Consider the following 22,888-nt stretch of genomic DNA (forward strand, 5'->3'; position numbering starts at 1 on the left):
AGCGAGTCAATAAGGGTGTTAGCAAGCTCGCGGCTATTACGTGAGCGTTACCAATGACCGCAATTGGCACATATGCGACTGTCAGATTTGATTGAGTCCTGTTAATCGAATCTGACAGATCAAGTTAAGATTTATTCACTTTTATCTGACGCGACCAAGGAAGGCATTTAAGACCACCTTCTTTCGAAGATGGTGCTGTTATTGCAAATTGATTAGAGATTGAAATTTACTTTAAATATTTAACACTTTCGGTAAATTTCGTGTTCCATATCGTGAACATTAACACTTAAGCTGTCTGATTCTCGGCAGTATATTTTTAAACAGTCTAACAACTGCTCGCTGAGTTGTTGCTTTTGTTTAATCGTACGCCCTTGCATAATGTGTGCGCCAATATGGATAAAACCTTCCTTACCATCGCCCAATTGATAATGTGTATAGGCTATAGCGCGAGTTTTAATCGTTGCTAATTCAAACAAGCCACTGTTAAACGTTGCTTGATGAATTTTTTCAACCAATACCTGCGGTAATACCGGTAAATCTTCAGAATGTTCAATGATGATATGTGGCATGTTATCTATTTGCTCCCCTAAAAACGATATGTGAAACCTAAGCTGGTTTGAAACTGATTGAGTACATCACCATCAAAATGCCACAAGCATTGCTTGTTTTCGTCTGTTGGTAATGCACATGAAACGTTACTGGCATTATTGACGATCGTTGCAAGCCAGCGAGTTTCAAATAAGATGCGAGCTTGATCGCTAAATAAGTATTCTAAACCGCCATACAGGCCGCTGGCAAAGAAAGTATCAGAGCTGGTGAAGTTAGGACTTATGTAATTTGCACCAATTTGTGCGCCGACATAACTATTAATGTGGTTGCTTAAAGGGACTTCAACAGCACTTTGAAACATAAAATACTGCATTTCAACGTTTTTATCAGGGGAGGATTGAAAGTCACTTTCGGTGTTTGAAAAGTAAAAACCATAACGAGCTGAGTCAATTGTTCTATCAATACTAAAAGCAAGATGGTTACTATCTTTGAGCTCTATAGCTAAACCGTTTTTAGTTTCTAATGATTGATTAAAGCTTTTACCAGTATAAAGACTCAGTGAATAACCAGCTAACGCACTCTGACTTACTAACAGTAAGCACAGTAAAACAAATACTTTTTTCATGGTGTCGTGCTCGTTGTTGTGATTAATTTAAGTTAGTATTGAAACATAGCTGAATATTAAATGTAAGCCACGAATCGTTTACCCCTACATGGAGCAAGTAATATATGAAACCTATAATGATAGGCGTATTGACAGGTTTATTGATCACCTTAGCGGGCTGCTCTGATGATGTTGCATCAGTTAGTTTGGGATTATTTACCACTAAAGATATTAAAGTTAACTCGCAACAAGACCCTCTAGTAAAAGGCGTAACCTGTCATATTAGCCATATCGAAGCGAACTTAGATTTTGCTGATCCTTCTGATATGTCTATTTCGTGTCGCCAAACTGGACCAATTACTGCCGACCAATTACAAGCGATTGACCGTAGTAAGTCGGGTGAGGTGGTATTTAAATCATCAAAAAGTATTTTATTTAAATCATTAAAAGTGCGTCGAATTTATGATGCGCAAACGCGAACTCTGTTATATCTGTCGTATTCAACTAAAGAGTCAACCGGCAGTCATCATCATGCGTTATCCACTGTGCCATTGTATAACACCCAAGCATGGGCATGGGCACAAGAGCAAGAATAAGCAAAAGAGCAAACTATGTTAGCGTTATTTAAAAGCAAACCTTTATTAGATGAACAAGAGCAGCAATGGCTGATTGATACTTTTGTGTGGGCGGTGGAAAATTTTGACAGCGATTATTTCATTAATAACTCGCAATTAGTTTTGCCAAACCACCAATGCTTTCCCGATGCAGTTTCAAGCATTGAAGAAATGGCCAGTAAAGTGTTTGAGCGAGTGGTTGGCTATGCGGGGCTGCAAGCTTGGCCAATTACGCTGGTGGCTCCACAGCAATTGCAGCCGCAAGTATTTCCTCATTTTGCTTTTAGTAATCAGTTACGTGGTGATAATAGCCAATTAATTGTGCCGCCAAGCCATACGGTTAATGTGTCATTTAATCCAAATCAAATTAATCAGCCACAAGATTTAGTGGCCAGCTTTGCCGGTACTTTAGCGACAATTATGATCCACCATGTGGGCGTGTTACCACCAGGCGGTAAAGAGTTTTTACCACAAGCCGCCGATGCCGTGGCATGTTTTTTAGGTTTTGGGGTAATGATGAGCAATACGGTGTATCAGTTTAAAGGGGGCTGTGGCTCGTGTTACAACCCCTATGCGAACAGGCAAGCTGCACTTAGTGAACCGCAAACCTTATTTATGCATGCCCTTATTTGCCACTTTAAAGGCTATAAAGATTCTAAAAAGCATTTAAAGCCGCACTTACGCAGCCAATTCAAAAAGGCGCAAAAAGAAATAAAAGCCTTAGTTAATAGTACTGCTAATCCGTTGTTGTTAGCGCTTGATGATAAAAAAGCGGGGTAATCGTGGCTTATTTAGATGAGTTTTTATTGATTGCACTGGCACACTTTTTTGCTGTAGCAAGCCCTGGCCCAGATTTTGCCATTGTGCTTAAACAAAGTGTTCAGCAGGGGCGTCGTAATGCATTGTGGACCAGCTTTGGGGTAGGCCTGGCTATTTTATTACATGTTAGTTATTGCTTACTCGGGGTTGCGGTTTTATTAACGCAATCGCCAAACGTATTTATGGCATTAAAATATTTAGCGGGTGCATACTTGGCCTACATTGGTGTGCAAGCGCTTAGAAGTGCTAGACCGGCGCCAGCGCAGCAAGAAACTGTTCTTCAATCTCAAGGTGTTGAATCCAGTTGGATTGCATTTCGTCGCGGCTTTTTAACCAATGCGTTAAACCCAAAAGCCACGTTATTTTTTATGTCGTTGTTTACTTTAGTGATCAGCCAGTCAACGCCATTAATTGTGCAAGCAGGCTATGGGCTGTATATGGCATTGGCAACGTGGGCGTGGTTTTCGTTTCTATCCTTGGTGCTATCAAAGCCTAGTGTTCGCGGTTTTTTTCAAAAAAGTGGCTATTGGTTTGACCGTGGTATTGGCGTGATTTTGATCGCTCTAGCAATAAGAATTGTAGTGTAAGTGTTGTTTTAACAGAAATCTGTAGTAGGTGAATATGGCTGTATATAATTTTTCGTTTGGTTCAAATATGTCGTCGAGTCGTTTATTGGCGCGTTTACCAAACGCTACTCGTATTGGTACGGCAATACTAGCCGGTTACGAGTTAACCTTTGATATGGTAAGTACTGATGGCTCAGGAAAAGGCAATGTACGCCCATCAAATGATAAGAACGCGCAAGTATATGGCGTGGTATATCAACTCAATGACGCAGAAAAAACGATTTTAGACGCCATCGAAGGGCCCCGTTATGACTGCGTGGATATTCAAGTAACATTACTTGATGGGCAACAAGTAGCGGCGCATTGTTATATTGCCAACACCACTGATGCGCAGATACTGCCTTACGATTGGTATATGCAGCACGTTCATCGCGGTGCGCTTGAAGCTGGTGTGCCAAATGCGTACAGTGATGCCATAAAGTCTCGGCCAACCTGCCAAGATAGTGACAGTGCGCGTGCAGCCATTGAGTTTGCTGTACATCAAAAATAAAAACTAAAATGATAACTCCAAGGATTGTTATGAAATTAACTAAACTAGCGATTGCGGCCACCTTATTAGCAGGCTGTGCATTTAATAGCTATGCCGATATTGATACCAAGCACATCAATCAAGTGATTGAAAATTCAATGGCGCGCTTTGATGTGCCGGGTATGGCCGTGGCGATTGTTGAAAACGATAAGGTTATTTTTGCTAAAGGCTTTGGTGTTAGTAACTTAGATACTGGTAGCAAGGTGAATAAAGACACCTTATTTGGTATTGCATCAAATACTAAAGCATTTACGGTTGCGGCATTGGCAAAATTAGTTGATGAAGAAAAGCTTAGTTGGGATGACAAGGTAATTGATCACCTTCCTGAATTTCGTTTATACGACCCTTATGTAACCCGCGAAATGACGATCCGTGATTTATTAAGTCACCGTAGTGGTTTAGGGTTAGGCCAAGGGGATTTAATGATTTGGCCTGACACCGATAAATCAATCGAAGAAATTCTCGCAGGCCTTAAATATTTAAAACCAGCTAGTAGCTTTCGCAGCACATACGCTTATAACAACTTGATGTTTGTGACCGCTGGCGAGGTAGTCGCGCGGGTCTCAGGTATGAGCTGGAATGATTATATTGAAAAGAATATTCTCCAGCCTTTGCACATGGATAACTCACGCGCTGGTTTTTCGCGTATTCCAAAAAGTAATAATAACTGGGCAACGGGTCATATTCCTATGGATGGTCAATTACATCCATTTTTCGTTAATTACTTAGAGGATTTTCGTGGTGCCGGCGCGATTGCATCCAGTGTGAATGATATGAGCCAATGGCTACGTACACAATTAGCCCATGGTAAAATGCCAAATGGCGAGCAGTTGTTTAGTGAAAAACAACAAGAGCAAATGTGGCATCCACATATTACCTCACTGGCGTCAAAAAGCGCTTATGAGGCTTATCATCAGCAATTTAGAGGTTATGGTTTAGGTTGGAGCATTGAAGACTACCACGGTATTAAAAAATTAGGCCATGGTGGTGGTATTTTAGGAATGGTATCGCAGGTGACGTTATTGCCTGAGAAAAACCTCGGGATTGTTATTTTATCTAATCAGCAAGCATTCGGTGCGCTCTCTGCTATTACTCATGAAGTGCTTGAAGACGCCCTTGAACTTGAAGATAAAGACTGGGTAGCAGAGTTGGCTAAAAAGCATTTTGAAGGTAAGCAAAAAGCGTATGCTAATGCTAAGCCGGACGCTCCTGCAGACTATCAACCACAGTTACCAAATATTAGCTACACCGGCACTTTGCATGATGATTGGTATGGTGATGTTATTATTGAAGAGCTGGACGGTAAGCTACGTATTGATTTCACGCATACTAAACGTTTAAAAGGGCAGCTTGAGCATTACACGGGCAACACATTTATCGTCAAGTGGGATGAAAAGCTACTCGAAGCTGATGCGTATATTAGCTTTGATATGAGCACTAAAAATCGTGTGAATGAAGCGACAATGCGTGCAGTATCAACAGCGGTGACTGATTTCAGTTTTGATTTTAGAAATCTTCATTTGCAAGCTAAATAGTAAACCAAAGTCGCAAAGCCACCAAAGGGTGGCTTTGTTATAGTTACAGTCGTTAACTCATTTGGAGCATTTATGCGTACTGCGATTATTTCTCATCCTTTTTGCCGTAAACACAAAATGATCGCGGATCATCCAGAGTGTCCTGAGCGCTTAGATGCTATTACCGATCGTCTTTTGGCCAGTGGCTTGGATATTGCCGTGCAGCAAAAGCAAGCGCCTAAAGCATTACGTGAGCATTACTTATTAGCCCATGATGAGGCCCTTGTATCGCTGGTGGAAAACACCCTCCCGGAACAAGGTTTAGTATCACTTGATGGCGACACTTGGTTATGCCCAGAGTCATTTTTGGCAATTGAGCGGGCAGTAGGGGCAGGGCTATTAGCCGTCGATGAAATATTAGCGGATAATCTCGATGCCGCATTTTGCTCCGTACGGCCACCGGGTCATCATGCAAACCGTACAACCTCTGCCGGCTTTTGTGTGTTTAATAACTTAGCAATCTCGGTGAAGTACGCGCAAAGTAAAGGGATTAAGCGCATTGCGATTGTCGATTTTGATGTTCACCACGGTAATGGCACGCAAGACATTTTTATCGATGATGACAATGTGTTGCTTTGCTCATTATTTCAGCATCCTTTTTACCCTAATACCGCCGTTGAAAATAACGATACATTGGTTAATTCACCGTTGCCCATAGCCAGCGATGGCAATGATTTAAAAACGTTGTATAACCAACAGTGGTTACCTAAATTAACAGAGTTTAAGCCAGAGTTATTGTTTATCAGCGCAGGGTTTGATGCGCATTTTGAAGATGATATGGCAAGTCTCAAATTTGTTGAGGCCGATTATGCCTGGTTGACACAACAGCTGTGTGACATGGTAAAAAGTACTGGCTGTAGAGGGATTATCTCTTATTTAGAAGGAGGATATAATTTATCAGCGCTAGGGCGCAGTGCTATAGAACATATTAGAGTGTTTACACAAGCAGAAGAGTAGCTTTATATTCATTCTACAATTAAGTAAAAATATTGGTTGTTGTATGATACCAATACCACTAATTAAACAAGGAAGATAATGTCTGTAGTAATTAATATCTTAGTCACGTTGGCACTGTGCTTTTGGGGAAGCATGATGATGATGTCGCCGATGATGTTCGGTGCCCCTGGCGCGACGAATAATAAGCAAAAAGTGTTCTCTGCCATACTCATATTAAGTTTTCCAGTACCATTATTTTTGCTTATTGGTTTATTTGGCGGCAGTTATTTTGGTATTGATAGTTATAAAATGGCGCTGATAAGTGCTGTTGTTATTGGGTTTTTCTTTGTGATATTTGGCTATACGGGTATGATCAGTAATCTGCTTCGAGGTATTGCCAATGCGGGTTATTGCGTTGTTGACCAGCATGTTTACTTTAATGCTAAGTTAATAGAAAACGCTGACGCTGAAAGCTTTACTACTTACAGTTTAGCCAATTTGAATACCTATGACGCTGCATTATACGCCAAAGATAAACAGCACCTTTACTATTGTGGTAACGCCATTAGCGGTGTTAACTCTAATAATCTAAAGGCTAAGATTATTGGTACTGATCTTTATTGGATTAATGATTCGCAAGTGGTTAAAGGCGAGCGTATTGTTGCAGGAGCTGATCCTAAAAGTTATAAGGCCTATTCTTATAGCTTTTGGAATATCTCTGGAAGGAAAGGCCGACAAGTCATTTACCATAACGATGAGCCAGTGCCTGAAATAGATGCGCAGTCATTTAAACCTATCGATGATAGTTACGGTAAAGACCAGCAACATATCTTTTACGCAAATATAGCCATCTTAACTGACATTGATGTAGATACCGCTAGTTTTACACGATTAGACGAGAACTTTGCTAGCGATAATCAGCATATTTTTTACTTAAATGGTGAAGATAGTCATGTATTGATGGGGGCTGATCCCAGCAATTTTGAAATTTTTCAACGCGACTACTATCGCAGTGGTGAGACTGTTTATTACGTAACTCAATATAAGTCGGCAAAGCCGATGACACAAGTCGATGCTGACAGCTTTAAAGTCACTCAATATGATGAACAAACTCATTCGGATGCTTACGATAAATATCATTATTATTTTCGCGGTGAGATTGTTGCAACGCGCTAAGTTTAGAAAAATATAGGACCTGTTAGGGCGTTGCGATGAACGAGGTAATTTGCTGTTGAAAATGATTAAACAGAAGGAAGTTTATTCATACTCTTTGGTAACTTGCCTACGTTTGTTTGCGTTGCATCAACTTGGTTTATATCGATAAAATTAAGCTCCCCGTTAGCGATGATCTGCTCACCATTACTCAGTTTTAATCGTGTAGGGGCAAAACCCATGCGGATCTCCCGACTCCAATTACAAGCATGCGTACCGTTTTGGCAGCGCGAAAGTGCTTACTGTTATACTCAATAATACTCCCTAAAAAAATGCATAATATAGCTGAACTTTAATCAGCACTTAGTTTTGCAGCTCATTGAACTTTACAGGTTTAAGACTGCTTAACTGTAGTAGCTGCTCGGCGCAGTAAGCTGCTTTTAAACGATGTTCTGGCCCAGAATTACTTAAAAAATGGCTCAACGTGCGCAGTCCTAATTTTTGCGCCATTTCACTGTGTGATTGCTGAGGCATGCTATGGCTTTGCGCTAATTCATCGAGCACTTTTAGCAAAAATTGCTGCACTTTATCTCGTCTTGGCGATGACAGTTGCGGCTGTGGAGATTGTTTTGCAAGCCAGTTGCTAAATATATTAGTTGTTTTGTTGTCGGTTAAATCATCAAAATAGAGATTAATCCAACGATCCAGTTTTACAGCAATCGGACGTAGCTGCCACTGCGTACTATCGCGCTCAATACGTGCCACAATAAGTTGTGGTAATTGCTGCTTAAATAGCATCATATTATTGATCGCATGGTGTGTCAGCTTAGTGTAGGGCTGGCTAAAAAAGAGCGTATTGCGTTGCGTATCTTGGTAACTGAGCAACATGCATTGCGTGGCTTCATCAAATGTGTGTTGGTGAACATGACTAGGAGCAAAGCATATATAGTCGCTTTGCCAATCAATTTCGGTTATATCACTAATAGCCTGTGGCTTTAGTGGCTGTTCGCTTGGTTCAACATAGGTCTTTTTAAGTTGGCGAAGACGTTGCCAACCATTGAGCTGAGCGTTTGAAATACGTTGTGTTTGCCCAAACCAATTGCTGCCAGAAGGCGCACCTTCAAGTAATTGGTTTGCTTGCCAGATTTGGCTATAGTTAAGTGTTTGCTCGGTTGTTGTGCGACTTTCGGCAAGCGTAATAAAGCGGCCGTATTCGTCTTGTAAAACCAACGTCAATCCATGTGCGCCACTGCTACGACGCCACGGATAACCGCCTAAACATAACAACTGCTGTGGAGGACAAATATGTTCAACATCTTGCGTTTGTGTTTGCTCTTGGCGTTCAAGCATCACCAAAACGTGTGCTAGTTCAAGCAAAACAGTGCGTTTGTCTCGCAGATGTTCACCACTAAGATAGCGTGCGAGTGTGCCGCATAAACGTTTTAGTGGTGCAATGTTAAAGCCTGCCTTTTCCATCGGGATCTGCAGTAATTCAATAGTGAGCAGTGATTCACTGCGCAGTTGCGCTAAGGGTACTCCTGCAAGCATAATGAGCTCAGCGTAGCATGCCTGCTTAAGCTGCGTTTGTGTTTGGTTTAATAGTGTTTTTTGGTGCTCTTGTTCTAGTTGCAACCAGTCGGGCCATTGCAGCATTTCACCTTGTTGCTCAAGCCACAAGTAAACGCCCAGTAGTGCGTATGCTTGGCTATCTTCATTGCAGATAATATCATTAATTGTGTTTACGTTAGTAAAATGGAGCGTGTGCTCCTTGATAGTAATGCAAACCTGCGCACCTTGTTGCACGATGTCAGCTTGCCAACGACGCTGAACTTGACGATAAAGCTGGCGTATTTTTACTTTGCCAGCACTGGCTAATAACGTATTAGTATCGATTTGCGGCACTTCATTTTCTTCAATCGTTGCTGCAGATACTGGCGCTTGTTGCCAAGTAAATATGCTGGCTGCAATGATATGCTTACAAATACCATTTGCGGCGCAATCACATTGGCTATTATTAGGATTATGTAAATCCAGTACACCTTGCTGACCTTCGAATGTAAACTGAATTGGCGAAGCGTCACTTATATGTGGGCTGGATTTATCGAGCGCTTTTTGTGCTCGGCGGACTAACCCCGCACTGGCGAGGGTTTCAAAAATACTGATATCCATTATTGTTTTATGCTCATGCTGCTCATTTTTGTAATCCCATCGTGGATGCTAGCCAATTTGCAAAGTGGTCAGGCGTTAATGAAGCAATCTGCATTTTCATACGGCTAAGTTTGGCTGTTGCGTTAGTATCATAAAAAGGTATTGATTCAGGGCTCAATGCGGTCATGCCTAACATTGTCACCCCACTATCAATAAGATGCTGAGCTTGTTGAAACATTGCTTGCTCAGGGCCACCTTCACAAAAGTCAGACACGGTAGCAATAATGGTACGCGAAGGAGTCTCGATTAGCTGCTCACAGTATTGCCATGCTTTAGCAATTAAAGTGCCACCACCAAGTTGAGTCGAGAGCAATACTTTCACTGGGTCGTCAGCTTGCTCGGTCAGATCTACGACTTGTGTATCGAATACCACCAGCGAGAGTTTAATACACGGTAGTTGTTTTAAAATACCAGCGATCACCGCTGAATACACCATAGAACTGGACATAGAGCCTGATTGGTCGATACATAAAACAACGTGCCAAGGCAATTGTGGTTGCTGGCGAGCATGAAAGTAAATGCGCTCAAATAGCACGCGTTTGCCATCAAAGTGTTTAAGGTTCTTGCGAATACTTGTTTGCCAATCTAAGTTAGCAAGTCGTTTTTGTGGACTGTGCGCTTGGCGATTTAGCTTACCATTGAGCTTGTTATTAAACAGTGGTCGTAATTGCTTTAGCAAATCCTCTACTACAGTTGTAATGATTTGTTGCACTTGCTGCTGTAATTTAGGGTTGGTATGCGCTGAAATACTCATTAATTGCTTTAACAACCCCATAGAGGGTGAAATATTTTGTAGTACTCGTGGTTCTTCTAACAGCTGCTTAAGATTAAAGCGCTCTAATGCTTGATGTTGCAAGGTGTCATTAACACTTTTAGGAAACAGCTTTTCAGCGTTATCGAGCCACTGTACTACCGATGGCTGGCTTGCTTCTAAGCCGCCAGAGATTTGAAGGCCGCGCTCTTTTAAACCCTGTTGGTAGAGTTGCTCAAGGACTTGGTCTTGTTGATTTTGCTCACTTGATAAACTGGTATCGAGTGATTCAGCATAGCGCCCTAATACTAGACGCCAGCGCTGTTTTAGCGAGTAGTCCATGCACTTAATCCTTGTTCAAGCAGTTGCTGTTGTAATTGTTTATCTAATAACATTGCTTGGTTTACATCATGCTCGCTGATATCTTCATTGAGCCAATTTAATTGCTGTTGCCATTGATTAAGTGTACCGAGTTGCTGGCTAATACCATCAATTTCCCGTGCATCTTTATCGCAAAATAGCCCACGTAATTGTGGTAACTGCTCAACAAACTGCTCATCATCGAGTTGCTCAATACTGTGATTGAGTAATGACAATAGCCCGTTTTGATGATTGAGCCAATGGGGCACAACCGTCAGCAGTGTGTGCAAAATAGTGAAACGGTCGCCGCTATAGCGTTGTAGTTCATTTAATAAAGAGGCAGGGTCTAACTCATCTAAGTCTACAGCCAACGCTTTAAGCGCAAACCAAAGGGTAGGGGTGTGTTCATTGTGTTCTATTAGCCAGTGTAAACGCTCACGCCAAGGTTGTTTAAGTACATCCATTTGTTGGCGTGCAATAGCTTGTAATGACAACAGTACTTGTAGCGCTTCATCTTCAGGTAGTTGATTTAACGAGGGCAAGTGAAAGCTTAATTGACGCCACAACGGTGTAATTAATGCGTCGAGTTGCTGGTGGTAGTCATTGAAAAGCGGGTGCTTACTGGTGCGATATAACTTAATGAAGCTATCTGATAGTATTTTTATGGTACTGCAATCGTTTATTTCACGGGTTATTGCAACCGAGTTAAATTGATATTGCACGCCTAATTGAAGTGACAGTATTAATTTATCAAGCATTTGTGGCAAATCGCTTTCACTTTGTTGCGCCAAGCGATGCTGTACAACTGTTTTGAGAGTGCCGCCTAAAGTACTTAATTCAATTAACGCCACTTCTACTGAAGGGGTCCAATGGTAGCGCCAGCTTTCGTGCTTTGCGGCTGTATGTACATTATAAAAGGCATGCATGCTTTGTTCGTATTGGCAAAAGCCGATGTCTAAAAATAGTAATTGGCTCAATAGTTGGCGGCGCTGGCGTTGCCGCTCGGTTAATTCATATAAAGAGAAATGACTGCGATTAACAGTGCCGATTGTCAGCTGCACACGTTTGCAATGGGCTAATACATCATCGACTAATGGCAAATTACGTTGATTTGCTGGTAGTTGTCCCATGTTTTCGCCACGCAACAGCTGCTGCCAAGGTCGATAGTCGCGCGAGCTACTTTGTTGTTTAAATTGGCAACTTCCTAAAGAATCGAGTAGATCATAGCAACCAGCGCGCACAATTCCCCGCAACTGAGAGAGTTGACTTAGATGCTCAAAAACATTTTGTTTAGCTATAAGCGTTAACTTAGGCATTTGTGCTAATAAATACAGTAGCCAATCACTGGCTGATAATGAACGTTGTTCAAACAGCCAACGGCAAAACGCAGGGTAGGGCATTCCCGCCTGGTAGCCTTGATGAGCATCAAGTAAAGAATCGCTGTAACGGATCACAAAACTATCCTCAGTACTTTTACGAATAGAAGTTGATTCTTGCTCGTAATCAAACAGTGCACTGGTATGGAAACCGCCGGTCATTACCGCGATGCGTTGATAATCATGACTAGCTGCGCGAATGCAGGCACGCATTTGTTTCTCGCGGTCTAGATCGCCTAGTTGCTGCAAACTTTTTTGATCATAATAAAGGCGGCTAGCAGCACAAAATAGTAATACTTGCTCAAAAAAATCATTCGCACTTTCAAAATTTTGTAGCTCAAATAAGCGCAGCCAAAGCTCATCGGCATCACGGCAACCCATGGTTTGTTGTAGCTGACGACTATAGCTTGAGCTTAAAATACGGGCATCGCTGTAGCGATCAAGTGGTTCTTCTTGCTGCTCGTCAGTGCTGTCTAAGTCAATAAATTGTACTGGCACGTGGTTGTCGCCAGCCCAGCGCAGTGCTTGCCACTCAGGGCTATTTTCAGCGAAAGGAAAATAGCTTTGCTGTTGATAAACTGCAATCGGTGGCACCACCTGCTTGTTTTGCAATAGGCCAAGGTGTTGCCCAAAACTGTGCGGTGCTTCAATCAATACAACATCTGGTTGCCAAGCGTTTAATTGAGCTAAAGCAAAATGCGCACAAGCAGGACTGTGATGGCGCACAGGTAACCAACGTACTTTTTCATCATGTAAATAACGTTGGCTGAACTTTGCTAATGCTTGGCTAAAGCCGTTGTTATCTGGTGTTATTTCATCCACAACGCTTTACCTGCATCAAAAAAAGCACGCCACTCTTTGCGTTCACGTACAACAGCATCAAGATAGTGAGCCAATTTTTTAATGTCATCGGGTTTATCTTTAATCAAGGTGCCGTGCATCTGTTGTACTAACTGCTCAGCACTCATGGGTTGATGCCAATAGAGGCTATGTAAGGCACAAGAATGCACAATATTGACCGCTTCGGCAGTTGATAAAGTAGCATCTAAAGATTGTGCACCAAGGTTGTTACGCAAGTCATGAAATACCTGTACTAATAACTGTACTAACTCTTCATTAATTTGTGGTTGCTGTGCTTCGTTAATAAAGCGGGCATTGACCTGAGATAAAATAAGCTCTTGCTCTAGTTTTACATCATTAAGTACTGGCACTGTTTCAAAATTAAAGCGACGTTTAAGGGCGCTCGACATCTCATTTACGCCGCGGTCGAGTAAGTTGGCGGTGGCAATTACATTAAATCCCGGTTTGGCTTGAATGGCGATCCCCAGCTCTGGGATCGTGAGTGTTTTTTCCGACATTAAGGAAATAAGCACATCTTGGATTTCCTGCGGGCAGCGAGTGATCTCTTCAATACGCACTAATTTACCTTGCTCCATAGCAGTATAAATAGGACTTTTTAGTAGCGCATCAAAGCTTGGGCCATTGGCTAGCAGCATGGCAAAATTCCAACTATATTTAACTTGCTCCTCAGTCGTCCCCGCAGTACCTTGGATCAATAACTCGCTGGTGCCACTTATCGCCGCCGCGAGTAGCTCTGACAACATTGATTTTGCAGTACCTGGTTCGCCAACCATCATTAGGCCATTGTTGCCCATTAGGCTGACAATCGCACGTTCAACAAGTGCATCATCACCATAATATTTACGGCTGATATTGTGCTGTTTATCGCCACAAATAAAGCGTTTTACGGCACTTGCTGAAAGCTGCCAGCCGCTCGGGTGAGCACCACTATCAGTGGCAATGAGCTGTGCTAATTCAACTTGATAGCGTTGTTCGGCGCGAGCACGAATAATCTGTTCATTCATTAGGTACGTCCTTTACTACAGTTCTGACTGTATATAGCGTTCTTTACCGGAGTCAGGGCAAACAACGAAGTATAAATAACTTTATTACCACGGTAGTTTTGATAGCCAATTAGGATCTGCATGGCATTTTTTTGCAACATGTTGATAATCCAGTGCGATAGCGTTGAGTAGATTTGCTGGCGCTTGCGCAAGTGGTATCGTTTTATAGCGATTACGCGTGCTAGAACCTTGAATTTGCTGCAATATTTTGCAGCCATAAATGGCAACGGGTTCATTTTCCTCTGGTAAATAGTTACCACTAAACTCAAATTGAATGCGAAGTCCTACCTGCTCAAATGATTTTTCGTAGTAATTAAAAAACGCCCCATCTTCTGTTTCACCGCGTTGGTAACCGAGTTTGGTTAGTAAACCGCGCAGAGTAAAAGCATCACTCATAAGGCCCAAATGATGCTCCAATGAAATTTGCTTAGGTGTAACACTAATATCAGCGGATTTGAGCTGCTCAAAAAGTGGCTTTATTTTGTAATCTTTTAAGTGTAGCTGCCATGCTTTAAGGGCGGCTTTATCAAGCTGATTAGCACTGAGCAAACGAATATTTGCACCCGATATTAGCGTAACCTCGTCATCATTTACATCGACTAAACTACCATCTTCAGTCGGGCGAAAGGTATGCCAATCATTATCAAGTTGTACTTGCCATAAGGTGCGTTGTAGTAAGCGAAACATCACCGGATGTTGGTGCAAATATTCATGCCACTCATTTAAAGGCCAGTGACGCTCGGTGATCATGGCAGCATATAGGCGGGCATGTTGTTGTTCAATCACTTGCTTTAGCTCTTTTTTACAACCACTAAACCATTTTTTAGTTTGGTTGATCTGCTCTTCGCTATCCTCTTTGCGTGGTTGTGGCAGCGATTTAATCACCTTGCCTTCTTCGTTTAGTAGTTGCAGCTTAAGTGAGTCGCTCAGTTGCAGTTGTAAAGCGCGATTGCCAAAGCTAAACGGTGTTGGATCTTGTATATGCTCTAAGCCAGCGGTTTGGATGGTGCGATCTGCCAATTCATCATTCGTCCAGCTGTTACGCTTTGCAATTTTGCCAACTAACTCGCGCGCCAACGCTTGTATTGATTGGGTACGATGTTGGCGGGCTATCGACAGCATAAATTGAATAATCACCGTATCGTTAATGTGGGCAAGAGCGCTGATCATCGCCTCTATTTGTGTACGGCGCAGATAGTGTTTTTTCATATACGGCTGGATCAGTGCTAGCAACGCTTGGGGATTACCACCATTGATTAATGCCAGTAAGCCTTTTTCTTTAATAGCCGAGCCATGCAATTGAGATTTATATAAGTTGTAACATGCATTGTAAGCATCGAGTAATGTGCGTGTAGCGTATTCTTGGCCCCAATCATATTGCGCTAAATCTTGGTACCTGTTGTACTCGCGTTGCTTATTCGCTTGCGCATAGTCATGCGCCTGTTGATCAGAAGGGGCAAGCGTATCTTGACTTATAAAAGCTGATAATAAAAAGTGGCCTAGGCGAGCCTGACTGTCATCATCGAGTAGTGATAAATATAACCTTAATAGGTTGCTCCCTTGGGGTTGTTTAAGCTTTACGGCTAACACACACCACCAATAGATAATGCTTGGCTCCACAGGGTCGCCATGACGAAAGTGGCAGGTGGGTAACATCGCTTGTTGTAGCCAGGCCATATGTTTAGGGGCTGCTTTTTTGAGCCCTGTAGCTGCTTCTTCAGCTAAAATAGCGGGGGTGATGAAATAGCTAATATCACCGCCGCATTGTTGTAGCGCATCCAATAATTGGTTACGAGTAGTGGTATCTTTTTCTGTGGTGATCGCGTCTTGCAGTGCGGGCTTCGCATCAGGGTGTTGCAGGTGAGTTAACCACTGTGCAGTGAGGCTGCGGGTTTCTTTATTGCTTGATGCTAAACCTGTCGTTATTTTTTCAATGAGCAATTCATGCTGCTGCACGGCGTATTGCGCTAACTTGCGCACTTGTTTGCGATTATCAAAGGCGAGTTGATATATGCGTTCGAGCCAATAGGGGGGTATCGCTGGAAAATCAGCTAATAAAGCCAAGGCTTGTTCAGTAATGCGCGTGCTATCGATACGATCATTGAGAAGTGGCTCGATGGCCCATGTTCCGGTGTCTTGATTAAATACAGAGTTGCTGAGTTGGCCATCAAGTGCTAGCGCCATGGTTTGTGGATAGTGTGCAAATAGCGGCCATATTTCAAATGACTCTAAAGCTATCGGGAGGCTGCCACTAGGTTCATGTCTAATATCAAGGATGTAATTAGTTAAATCGCTAGGGCTAATACCAAAAGGGTGCAGTACTGGCTGTAACTGGCGTATATCTTTGATATCACGTTGGATCAATTTACTAGGGTGAGGCTCTTCGAGTACCGTTGAAAGCCCATAAAATAAACCAGTAGCTAATAGGAAAAAGTGCACTAGTTGAGCATCACTTTGGTTCATCAGTTTAGCTTCGCCAATAATTTGGGCTGCGTATTTATTATCAACTAGCCTATAAATAATATCGTAGCCGGGCTGTGTTTGTATTTGGCGTTGCTGTAGTTGCGCAAGCGCTTGGGCAAGTTGTTCTGGCGTAAGTGAGCGCAGCCCTTGTAAGTCGTCACGATCAGATGCCAAACTTTGCTGCCTTTGGTGACAATTTTGCGGATAATCCAAAAGTGCTTGCTGCGCCGTTGCAATTTCTTGTTCCGCTTTGGCTATTTCAGTGCTTAACACTTGCTGGCAAACATCAAGCCAACGCTCTGGAAAATCATGGCTGATAGAAAGGGGGGGGAGGCTTGGCAGTGGCCAATCAAAATACTGACTTTTTTGTATCAGCTGATATTCATGCTGTGCTTGTGTGATCTGTTGCTGCAACACGTTACTTTTTGTTTCACTTAGCCATTGAGTTAAAAGTGGTTGCGCTGCATCATAACGGCTAATAAGCTTAATCCAATGGGCTTGGGTGGTGGTGTTAGCACTTTGATAGTGTTTTTTAAGGTAGTTGACCCACATTGCTGTATCAAGGCGTGTGAAGGCAAGCGCCGCCGCCTGACGTACTTTGTTGGTGGAATCATCCGCTAATGTCATTACTAGCGGTAGTAAGGTGTTGGGTAGTTCACAGTACTTTGTCAGTTGACAACAGAAAATGTAACGACCTTCGCTATGAAGTTGTTGTAGCTGTTGGTCGAAATCAGGCTTGTTGCTGACACTTAGCCAGTTGGTATGTGCGAGTAAATATTGGGCATACTCTGCTGGAACATACTTGTTATTACGCTCTAATATAAAAGCATCAATATACCAGCTAGGTAATTGATATACTCTTAATAATTCCAGCAGTGTGTGTCGATTGGGTAATTGCTCTACAGATGACGCTGTATGCGTTTTAAATTGTCTGTTCAGGAAGTTTAGAAGATAGGCAAACCAGTTATCAAAGCTCGAAAGTACATGGCTAAACGCATCAAAATAGGGCTCGTTAAAACAAGCAACGACTAAACCTAAGCGATGCAAAAAGTCCAGTTGCTGGCTTTGAGTAGACATGAGTACTTGCCACATCGCTTCTGCTGCTTCCCAGTCATAGCAACCAGGTGCCTGTTTACTTTTTGTATCGGGAAGCTGTGCTAAAGTAGTTAAACAACGGGGATTTCCCCCATGTAATAAGTAATGTGTAACGTTATGAGCGAGACCTGATTCTGCTATTTCATAGCCTTTACAGGCAAGAGTTAATAGCTCAGCAATGTCTGTGTTCGGAGGCGTGTTTAACGTATTAAGCATAAAACGTCCTTGCTAGATAGATCATCTTGATTTCTAAACGCTGGCCATCGTTAATGTGGCCAGCATTTACTGTTATAGCGGCTAATTAAACGGTAGCTTTTGCTGCCACAGTGGATCTGCATGACACTTTTTCGCCACCTCTTCGTAATCCAAGGCGATAGCGTTAAGCAGATTAGCAGGGACTTGAGTAAGCGGTAATGCATCATAGCGGTTCCAGCCACGTGCTTTTGGATTAAATTGCCATACTGTGATGCTATAAATAGCTGCAGAAACATTCTCTTCGGGGACACAGTTACCACTGAAGTCAAATTGAACTCTAAGTCCTAATTGATCAAACAGTTTATAGTAATGATCAAAAAATCCTGCGTCTTCAGGGTCGCCTTGCTTGTAGTCTTTTTTGGTCAATAAGCTGCGTAGTGTGAAGGTATCAGTCATCAAGCCTTTATGATGATCCAATGCTAACTGTTCTGCAGCTATATTTACTTCAAGCGACTTGAGTTGCTCAAACAGCGGTTTAATTTTGTAATCTTTTAAGTGGGCCTGCCAAGCTTGGCTTGCTTCACTATTGAGTTGATTACCACTTAGCAAGCGGATACTAGCCTGGGCTGGTAATTCAATTTCATCATCTTCTGTATCAATGAGTGCGCCATCTTCTGTGGGGCGAAAACTGTGCCAACCATCATCAAGCTGTACTTGCCAAAGCGTACGTTGCAGTAAACGAAACATGATAGGATGCTGATGTAAATATTCTTGCCAGTCGCTCGCAGGCCAATGACGCTCAGTAACCATAGACTCATATAGACGACTAGTTTGTTGCGTTATTACCTGTTTTAGCTCTTTTTTACAGCTGCTAAACCATTTTTTAGTTTCGCTGATGGCTGCATCGTCATCATCTTTACGCGCTTGCGGCAGTGACTTAAGCACCTTGCCTTCTTCGTTGAGTAATTGAAATTTAAGATCATCGCTTAGCTGGAGTTGCAATGTACGCAGACCTAAATTAAAAGGTGTTGGCCCTTGCGTGTTTTCAAAGCCTGCAGTTTGAATAGTGCGATCGCCTAGTTCATCGGTCGTCCAGCCGTTTCGCTGGGCAATTTTATCAACTAACTGACGTGCTAACTCTTGTATTGATTTGGTGCGGTAACGTCGCGATAACGACAGCATAAATTGAATAATTATCGGATCATTAATATTGGCGATAGCACTCAATATTGCTTCAATCTGCGCTCGACGTACATAATACTGCTTCATGTAGGGTTGTAGTAGGGCTAAAAGCTCATTCGGTTTACCGCCAATAATTAAGGCGAGCAAACCTTTTTCTTTAATAGCACTACCTAATAGCTCTGACTTTTTCTGTTTGTAACACGCATTATATGCATCTTCCAAAGTATGCGTTTTGTACTGTTTCCCCCATTCACTTTGAGCCCAACGTTGATACATATCAAATTCTTGCTGCTTATGAGCTTGGGCGTATTCATGCGCTTGTTGCTCGGTGGGGCAAAGTGTATCTTGGGAGATAAATGCTGATAATAAACAGTGAGCGAGTTGTGCTTGGCTATTATCATCAAGCAGTGATAAATACAAATGTAGCAAGTTACTGCCTTCAGGCTGTTTTAGTTTAACGGCGAGCACACACCACCAATAAATAATATCAGTGTCGACTGCTTCACCATTAACAAATTTACAGCTAGGTAGCCTATCTCGTTGCAGCCAAAGCATATTTTTAGGCACTGCTTTTTGAAGCCCTGCAGCTGCTTCTTCAGCCAATGCGGTTGGTGAGGTAAATTCACTAATATCACCGCCACATTGCTGCAAGGCATCTAACATTTGCGCACGAATTGCGGTATCTTTTTCTTTTCTAATTGCTTGTTGTAGTGCTGGTTGGGCATCACTGAGCGCCAGTGTTTGCAGCCATTTTGCAGCAATACTGCGAGTATCATTGCCGCTTGATAGTAATTCTTTGCTGACTCGCTCAACAACGATGCCATGCTTTTGTGCGGTCGCTTGTGCCGTGAAGCGCACTGATTTTCGACTATCAAACGCTAATTGATAGATGCGTTGTAACCAATGGGGAGGAAGTTTAGGAAAATCAGCTAATAAAGCCAGCGTCTGGTTGATAACCATATAGTTATCATAGTTATCCTTGGAGTCGAGGCGATCGATAATCGTTGGCTTTGTGTCATCTCCTTGCTGGATGAGCTTTGTGTATAGGCCATCAAGTGCGTAATCTATTGTTTCTGGGTACTCGGCGAATAAGGGCCACACATCAATTGATTCTAACGCCAATGGGCGAGTACCCAACTCTTCACCATGGGAACTTACAAGTATGTTCGTTAAGTCACAAACGCTAAAATTAAATTCTGCTAGTAATGGCAGTAATTGGCGAACATCGCTAAGATTCTCTTGCAGTAATTTGCTCGTATTGGCTGCATTTAACAGATTATTAATGTGCCATCTGCCAATTTTCTGCAGTTGAAAAAAATGTGCTATTGCAATGTTTGGCTGTTTGAGTAACTTAGCTTCATCGATAATGTCATAAAAGATGTCATTACCAAGCTTTTGACCTTGTTCTAGAGCGTTTAAAGCTTGAACAACATCATCTTTAGTGATCGTTTTATATACCGCAAGCTCTTCTTTTTCACGCTCTATCGCCTTTGCCCAGTAGCTGCCGGGTGCTTCGGGCTTGCTGTTTTTTATATATCGTTCAGAACGCGCAATTAGCTTTTCTAAGCTTTGCATACAGTCTTCAACCCAATGCGCTGGGAAATCACCGTGAAAGTTCACGTTTGTGTATGCAGGCAACTGCCAATCAAAGTTGTCGCTTTGCTGCTTTAACTGATATTGCTCAATGGCGAGTGTAAGTTTAGTGTGTACTGATGCTGTTTTTTCAGTGGCTTGCCATGTTTCAAGTAATGTTAATGCATTACTACACTCAACCACACTGCTTATCCAGTGAGTTCGTGTGCTTGCATTAGCCTTTTCATAATGTTCAGAGAAAAACTCAAGGCATTGTGCATCATCGATTTTACGGATCACACTGTTCGCTGACAGACGTACTTGATTGGACTTATCAGCGCTAAGCTGTGCTAAAAACGGTAATAACGAAGTTGGAATTACCGGCTGCTTAAGTAGAAACTGGCAAAGCGTATTACGACCGCTGGCGTCGATTTTTTGTAGTTGTTGGCATTTTTCAGGTGTTGAACAAATCGTTATCCAATCACTATTAGCTAGCAAATGATCTGGATAGATAAAGCCTCTTTGTGCATAGGAGCGCTCAAGAATATAGGCATCAATATACCACAGCGGTTGGTCATACGTTTCTAGCAGCGTAAGCAGTTCATCACGACTAGGGAATTGAGTTGCCTTGGTGTCATATTCAAAATCAGTGTGTTGGTTAAAATAAAACAGTAAGAAGGCAAACCAGCCTGTTAGTTTAGACTCCATATGATTTAAATAGTGATGCTTTGCAATCGCCTCTGTTACTAAACCTAAACGATGTAAAAAGTCGTTTTGATGGCCTGTAGCTGACTTTAAAACATGCTGCATGGCTACTAAAGAGCGTCTATCATACTCGCCATTATTATTTACCGAGTAGTGGCCTGGCAGTTGCGAATGGCGCGAATTAGGTAGTTGATTTAATATGTTAAGACAATCAGCTCCTTCTCCTGTTACTAAGTAATGAGCAACCTTAGCGGCTAAGCCTGTTTGCGTATGGTTATAGCCTTGGCAAGCAACTATTAATAAATCTTTGATGGTTATTTGTTTATCTTCACCGAAAAGCTTACTAGTAAATTTTTTGAACATAGTACTTCCTTGATTATTCAAAGTTGTGGTGATTATTGACTCTTTTTATCGGTTATCTATGAGCAATATTTGTAAAAACACAGCAAACATTACTTATCCCCACTCTATAAAACAAGACAAATTATGATTTACGAGATCAAGTTTTGTTTTTTAATTTTTGCGCATGTAACACGTTAAGATATTTACGTAGGTTTAAACTAAGCCAATATAGGGTTAGCGTGTTCTAAAATGTTACATGCCCAAAAAGTGACAACGGTTATTCTTTTAACCACTGTGCAACTTGTTTTGTATAATAACTCACTATTAAATCAGCGCCTGCACGTTTGAAGCCGGTCAGTGTTTCAAATACCACTTTTTTTTCATCAAGGGCACCTGCTAATGCTGCAAATTTAATAGCGGCATACTCACCACCAACTTGGTAGGCAGCTAAAGGTAAGTTTGTTTTCTCTCTCAAGCTGCTAAGGACATCAAGATAGGGCGTGCCTGGTTTCACCATTAGAATATCAGCGCCTTCTTGTTCATCAAGAAGGGCTTCTTGAAGCGCTTGACGAATATTTGCGTAATCCATTTGATAGCCTTTGCGATCACCGCTTAATTCACAATCAACAGCAGCTCTAAATGGACCATAGAAAGATGAAGCAAATTTAATGGCGTGAGCTAAAATGGCAACATGTTCAAACCCTGCATTATCAAGGCCTGCTCGAATAGCTTTAACTTGACCATCCATCATCGCAGATGGGGCTAGCATATCGGCACCTGCTTTTGCTGCGCACACACTCTGCTTTACAAGATTAGCAACAGTTTCGTCGTTACAAACTTGATTATCTTCAACAACGCCACAGTGTCCATGATCTGTATATTCACAAAAACAAATGTCGGGTATTACCATCATCTCGGGGCATGTTTGTTTGATTGTTTTAATCATACGTGCCAGTAAACCATCATCGTGCCATGTATCACTGCCAACACTGTCTTTATGATGCGATATGCCAAAAGGCATAACATACTGAATTCCTAATCTATGCAGTTCAGTAATTTCTTGGGCTAATGCATGTTCAGGAATGCGCTGTATACCAGGCATAGTGGATATTTCTAGACTTTCAGTTAACGACTCTTCGATAAAAATAGGATGGATAAGATCGCCAATATTAAAATCAAATTCGCGTACTAACTGTCGCATTGCGTCACTGTGGCGAAGCCTGCGCATGCGTCTTGATAAATTAGGTGTACTCATTGCTATATGCCTTACTGAGCTGAGTATAACGAGATGTTTATAATATCATTTTTATCACTGTAAACGATATGCGTTAA

17 protein-coding genes are annotated in these 22,888 nt (G+C 42.1%); 7 read left to right on the forward strand and 10 right to left on the reverse strand.

Annotated elements, in window-relative coordinates:
* Positions 1-239: 239 nt before the first annotated feature.
* Both H5186_RS03190 and H5186_RS03195 read right to left on the reverse strand, forming a co-directional pair.
* Positions 240-569 (reverse strand): 5-carboxymethyl-2-hydroxymuconate Delta-isomerase, encoded by a 330-nt coding sequence (locus H5186_RS03190; RefSeq protein ID WP_145234757.1) that lies wholly within the window; start codon positions 567-569, stop codon positions 240-242.
* Between the two features lie 17 nt (positions 570-586).
* Positions 587-1,174, reverse strand: a complete 588-nt coding sequence (locus tag H5186_RS03195) for an outer membrane beta-barrel protein (RefSeq protein WP_182794116.1) — start codon at positions 1,172-1,174, stop codon at positions 587-589.
* A 104-nt stretch (positions 1,175-1,278) separates the two neighbouring features.
* Between H5186_RS03195 and H5186_RS03200 the strand changes: the two genes are divergently transcribed.
* The 7 genes from H5186_RS03200 (at position 1,279) to H5186_RS03230 (ending at position 7,427) form a co-directional block, all read left to right on the forward strand.
* A complete protein-coding gene (locus H5186_RS03200) occupies positions 1,279-1,749 on the forward strand; it encodes a CreA family protein (RefSeq protein WP_182717226.1) in 471 nt (156 codons plus the stop codon).
* Between the two features lie 15 nt (positions 1,750-1,764).
* The gene (locus H5186_RS03205) at positions 1,765-2,547 is read left to right on the forward strand and encodes a hypothetical protein (RefSeq protein WP_145234763.1); all 783 of its coding nucleotides are present in this window, start codon (positions 1,765-1,767) and stop codon (positions 2,545-2,547) included.
* Between the two features lie 2 nt (positions 2,548-2,549).
* A complete protein-coding gene (locus tag H5186_RS03210) occupies positions 2,550-3,173 on the forward strand; it encodes a LysE family transporter (RefSeq protein ID WP_182739846.1) in 624 nt (207 codons plus the stop codon).
* Between the two features lie 34 nt (positions 3,174-3,207).
* Positions 3,208-3,702 carry a gamma-glutamylcyclotransferase family protein gene (locus H5186_RS03215; RefSeq protein ID WP_145234768.1) on the forward strand — a complete coding sequence of 165 codons (495 nt, stop codon included), beginning with the start codon at positions 3,208-3,210 and terminating at the stop codon, positions 3,700-3,702.
* Between the two features lie 29 nt (positions 3,703-3,731).
* The gene (locus H5186_RS03220) at positions 3,732-5,276 is read left to right on the forward strand and encodes a serine hydrolase (RefSeq protein ID WP_182717224.1); all 1,545 of its coding nucleotides are present in this window, start codon (positions 3,732-3,734) and stop codon (positions 5,274-5,276) included.
* 72 nt (positions 5,277-5,348) lie between these two features.
* The gene (locus H5186_RS03225; RefSeq protein ID WP_182717223.1) at positions 5,349-6,272 is read left to right on the forward strand and encodes a histone deacetylase family protein; all 924 of its coding nucleotides are present in this window, start codon (positions 5,349-5,351) and stop codon (positions 6,270-6,272) included.
* A 78-nt stretch (positions 6,273-6,350) separates the two neighbouring features.
* On the forward strand, positions 6,351-7,427 hold the full coding sequence (locus tag H5186_RS03230) for a DKNYY domain-containing protein (RefSeq protein ID WP_182794117.1): 1,077 nt from the start codon (positions 6,351-6,353) through the stop codon (positions 7,425-7,427).
* Positions 7,428-7,492: 65 nt separating this feature from the next.
* Here H5186_RS03230 and H5186_RS03235 read toward each other — a convergent pair whose 3' ends face one another.
* From H5186_RS03235 to hemB, 8 genes are all read right to left on the reverse strand, one after another.
* On the reverse strand, positions 7,493-7,645 hold the full coding sequence (locus tag H5186_RS03235; protein WP_179959234.1) for a hypothetical protein: 153 nt from the start codon (positions 7,643-7,645) through the stop codon (positions 7,493-7,495).
* Positions 7,646-7,766: 121 nt separating this feature from the next.
* A complete protein-coding gene (locus H5186_RS03240) occupies positions 7,767-9,572 on the reverse strand; it encodes a hypothetical protein (protein WP_182794118.1) in 1,806 nt (601 codons plus the stop codon).
* A 22-nt stretch (positions 9,573-9,594) separates the two neighbouring features.
* A complete protein-coding gene (locus tag H5186_RS03245; RefSeq protein ID WP_182794119.1) occupies positions 9,595-10,704 on the reverse strand; it encodes a VWA domain-containing protein in 1,110 nt (369 codons plus the stop codon).
* A complete protein-coding gene (locus tag H5186_RS03250) occupies positions 10,689-12,920 on the reverse strand; it encodes a DUF5682 family protein (protein WP_182794120.1) in 2,232 nt (743 codons plus the stop codon). Before H5186_RS03250 ends, H5186_RS03245 begins: the two co-directional genes overlap by 16 nt.
* On the reverse strand, positions 12,908-13,963 hold the full coding sequence (locus tag H5186_RS03255) for an AAA family ATPase (RefSeq protein ID WP_182761835.1): 1,056 nt from the start codon (positions 13,961-13,963) through the stop codon (positions 12,908-12,910). The genes H5186_RS03250 and H5186_RS03255 overlap by 13 nt, the downstream gene beginning before the upstream one ends.
* Before the next feature lie 84 nt (positions 13,964-14,047).
* A complete protein-coding gene (locus H5186_RS03260; RefSeq protein ID WP_182794121.1) occupies positions 14,048-17,776 on the reverse strand; it encodes a DUF4132 domain-containing protein in 3,729 nt (1,242 codons plus the stop codon).
* 81 nt (positions 17,777-17,857) lie between these two features.
* Positions 17,858-21,577: a DUF4132 domain-containing protein gene (locus H5186_RS03265; RefSeq protein WP_182794122.1), complete on the reverse strand. Its 3,720-nt coding sequence runs from the start codon at positions 21,575-21,577 to the stop codon at positions 17,858-17,860.
* 256 nt (positions 21,578-21,833) lie between these two features.
* Positions 21,834-22,811, reverse strand: a complete 978-nt coding sequence (hemB, locus tag H5186_RS03270) for a porphobilinogen synthase (protein WP_149983125.1) — start codon at positions 22,809-22,811, stop codon at positions 21,834-21,836.
* Positions 22,812-22,888 lie beyond the last annotated feature (77 nt).

Origin of the sequence: Pseudoalteromonas sp. SG41-2 (assembly GCF_014164535.1) — a bacterium.
GTDB classification, from domain to species: domain Bacteria; phylum Pseudomonadota; class Gammaproteobacteria; order Enterobacterales; family Alteromonadaceae; genus Pseudoalteromonas; species Pseudoalteromonas rhizosphaerae.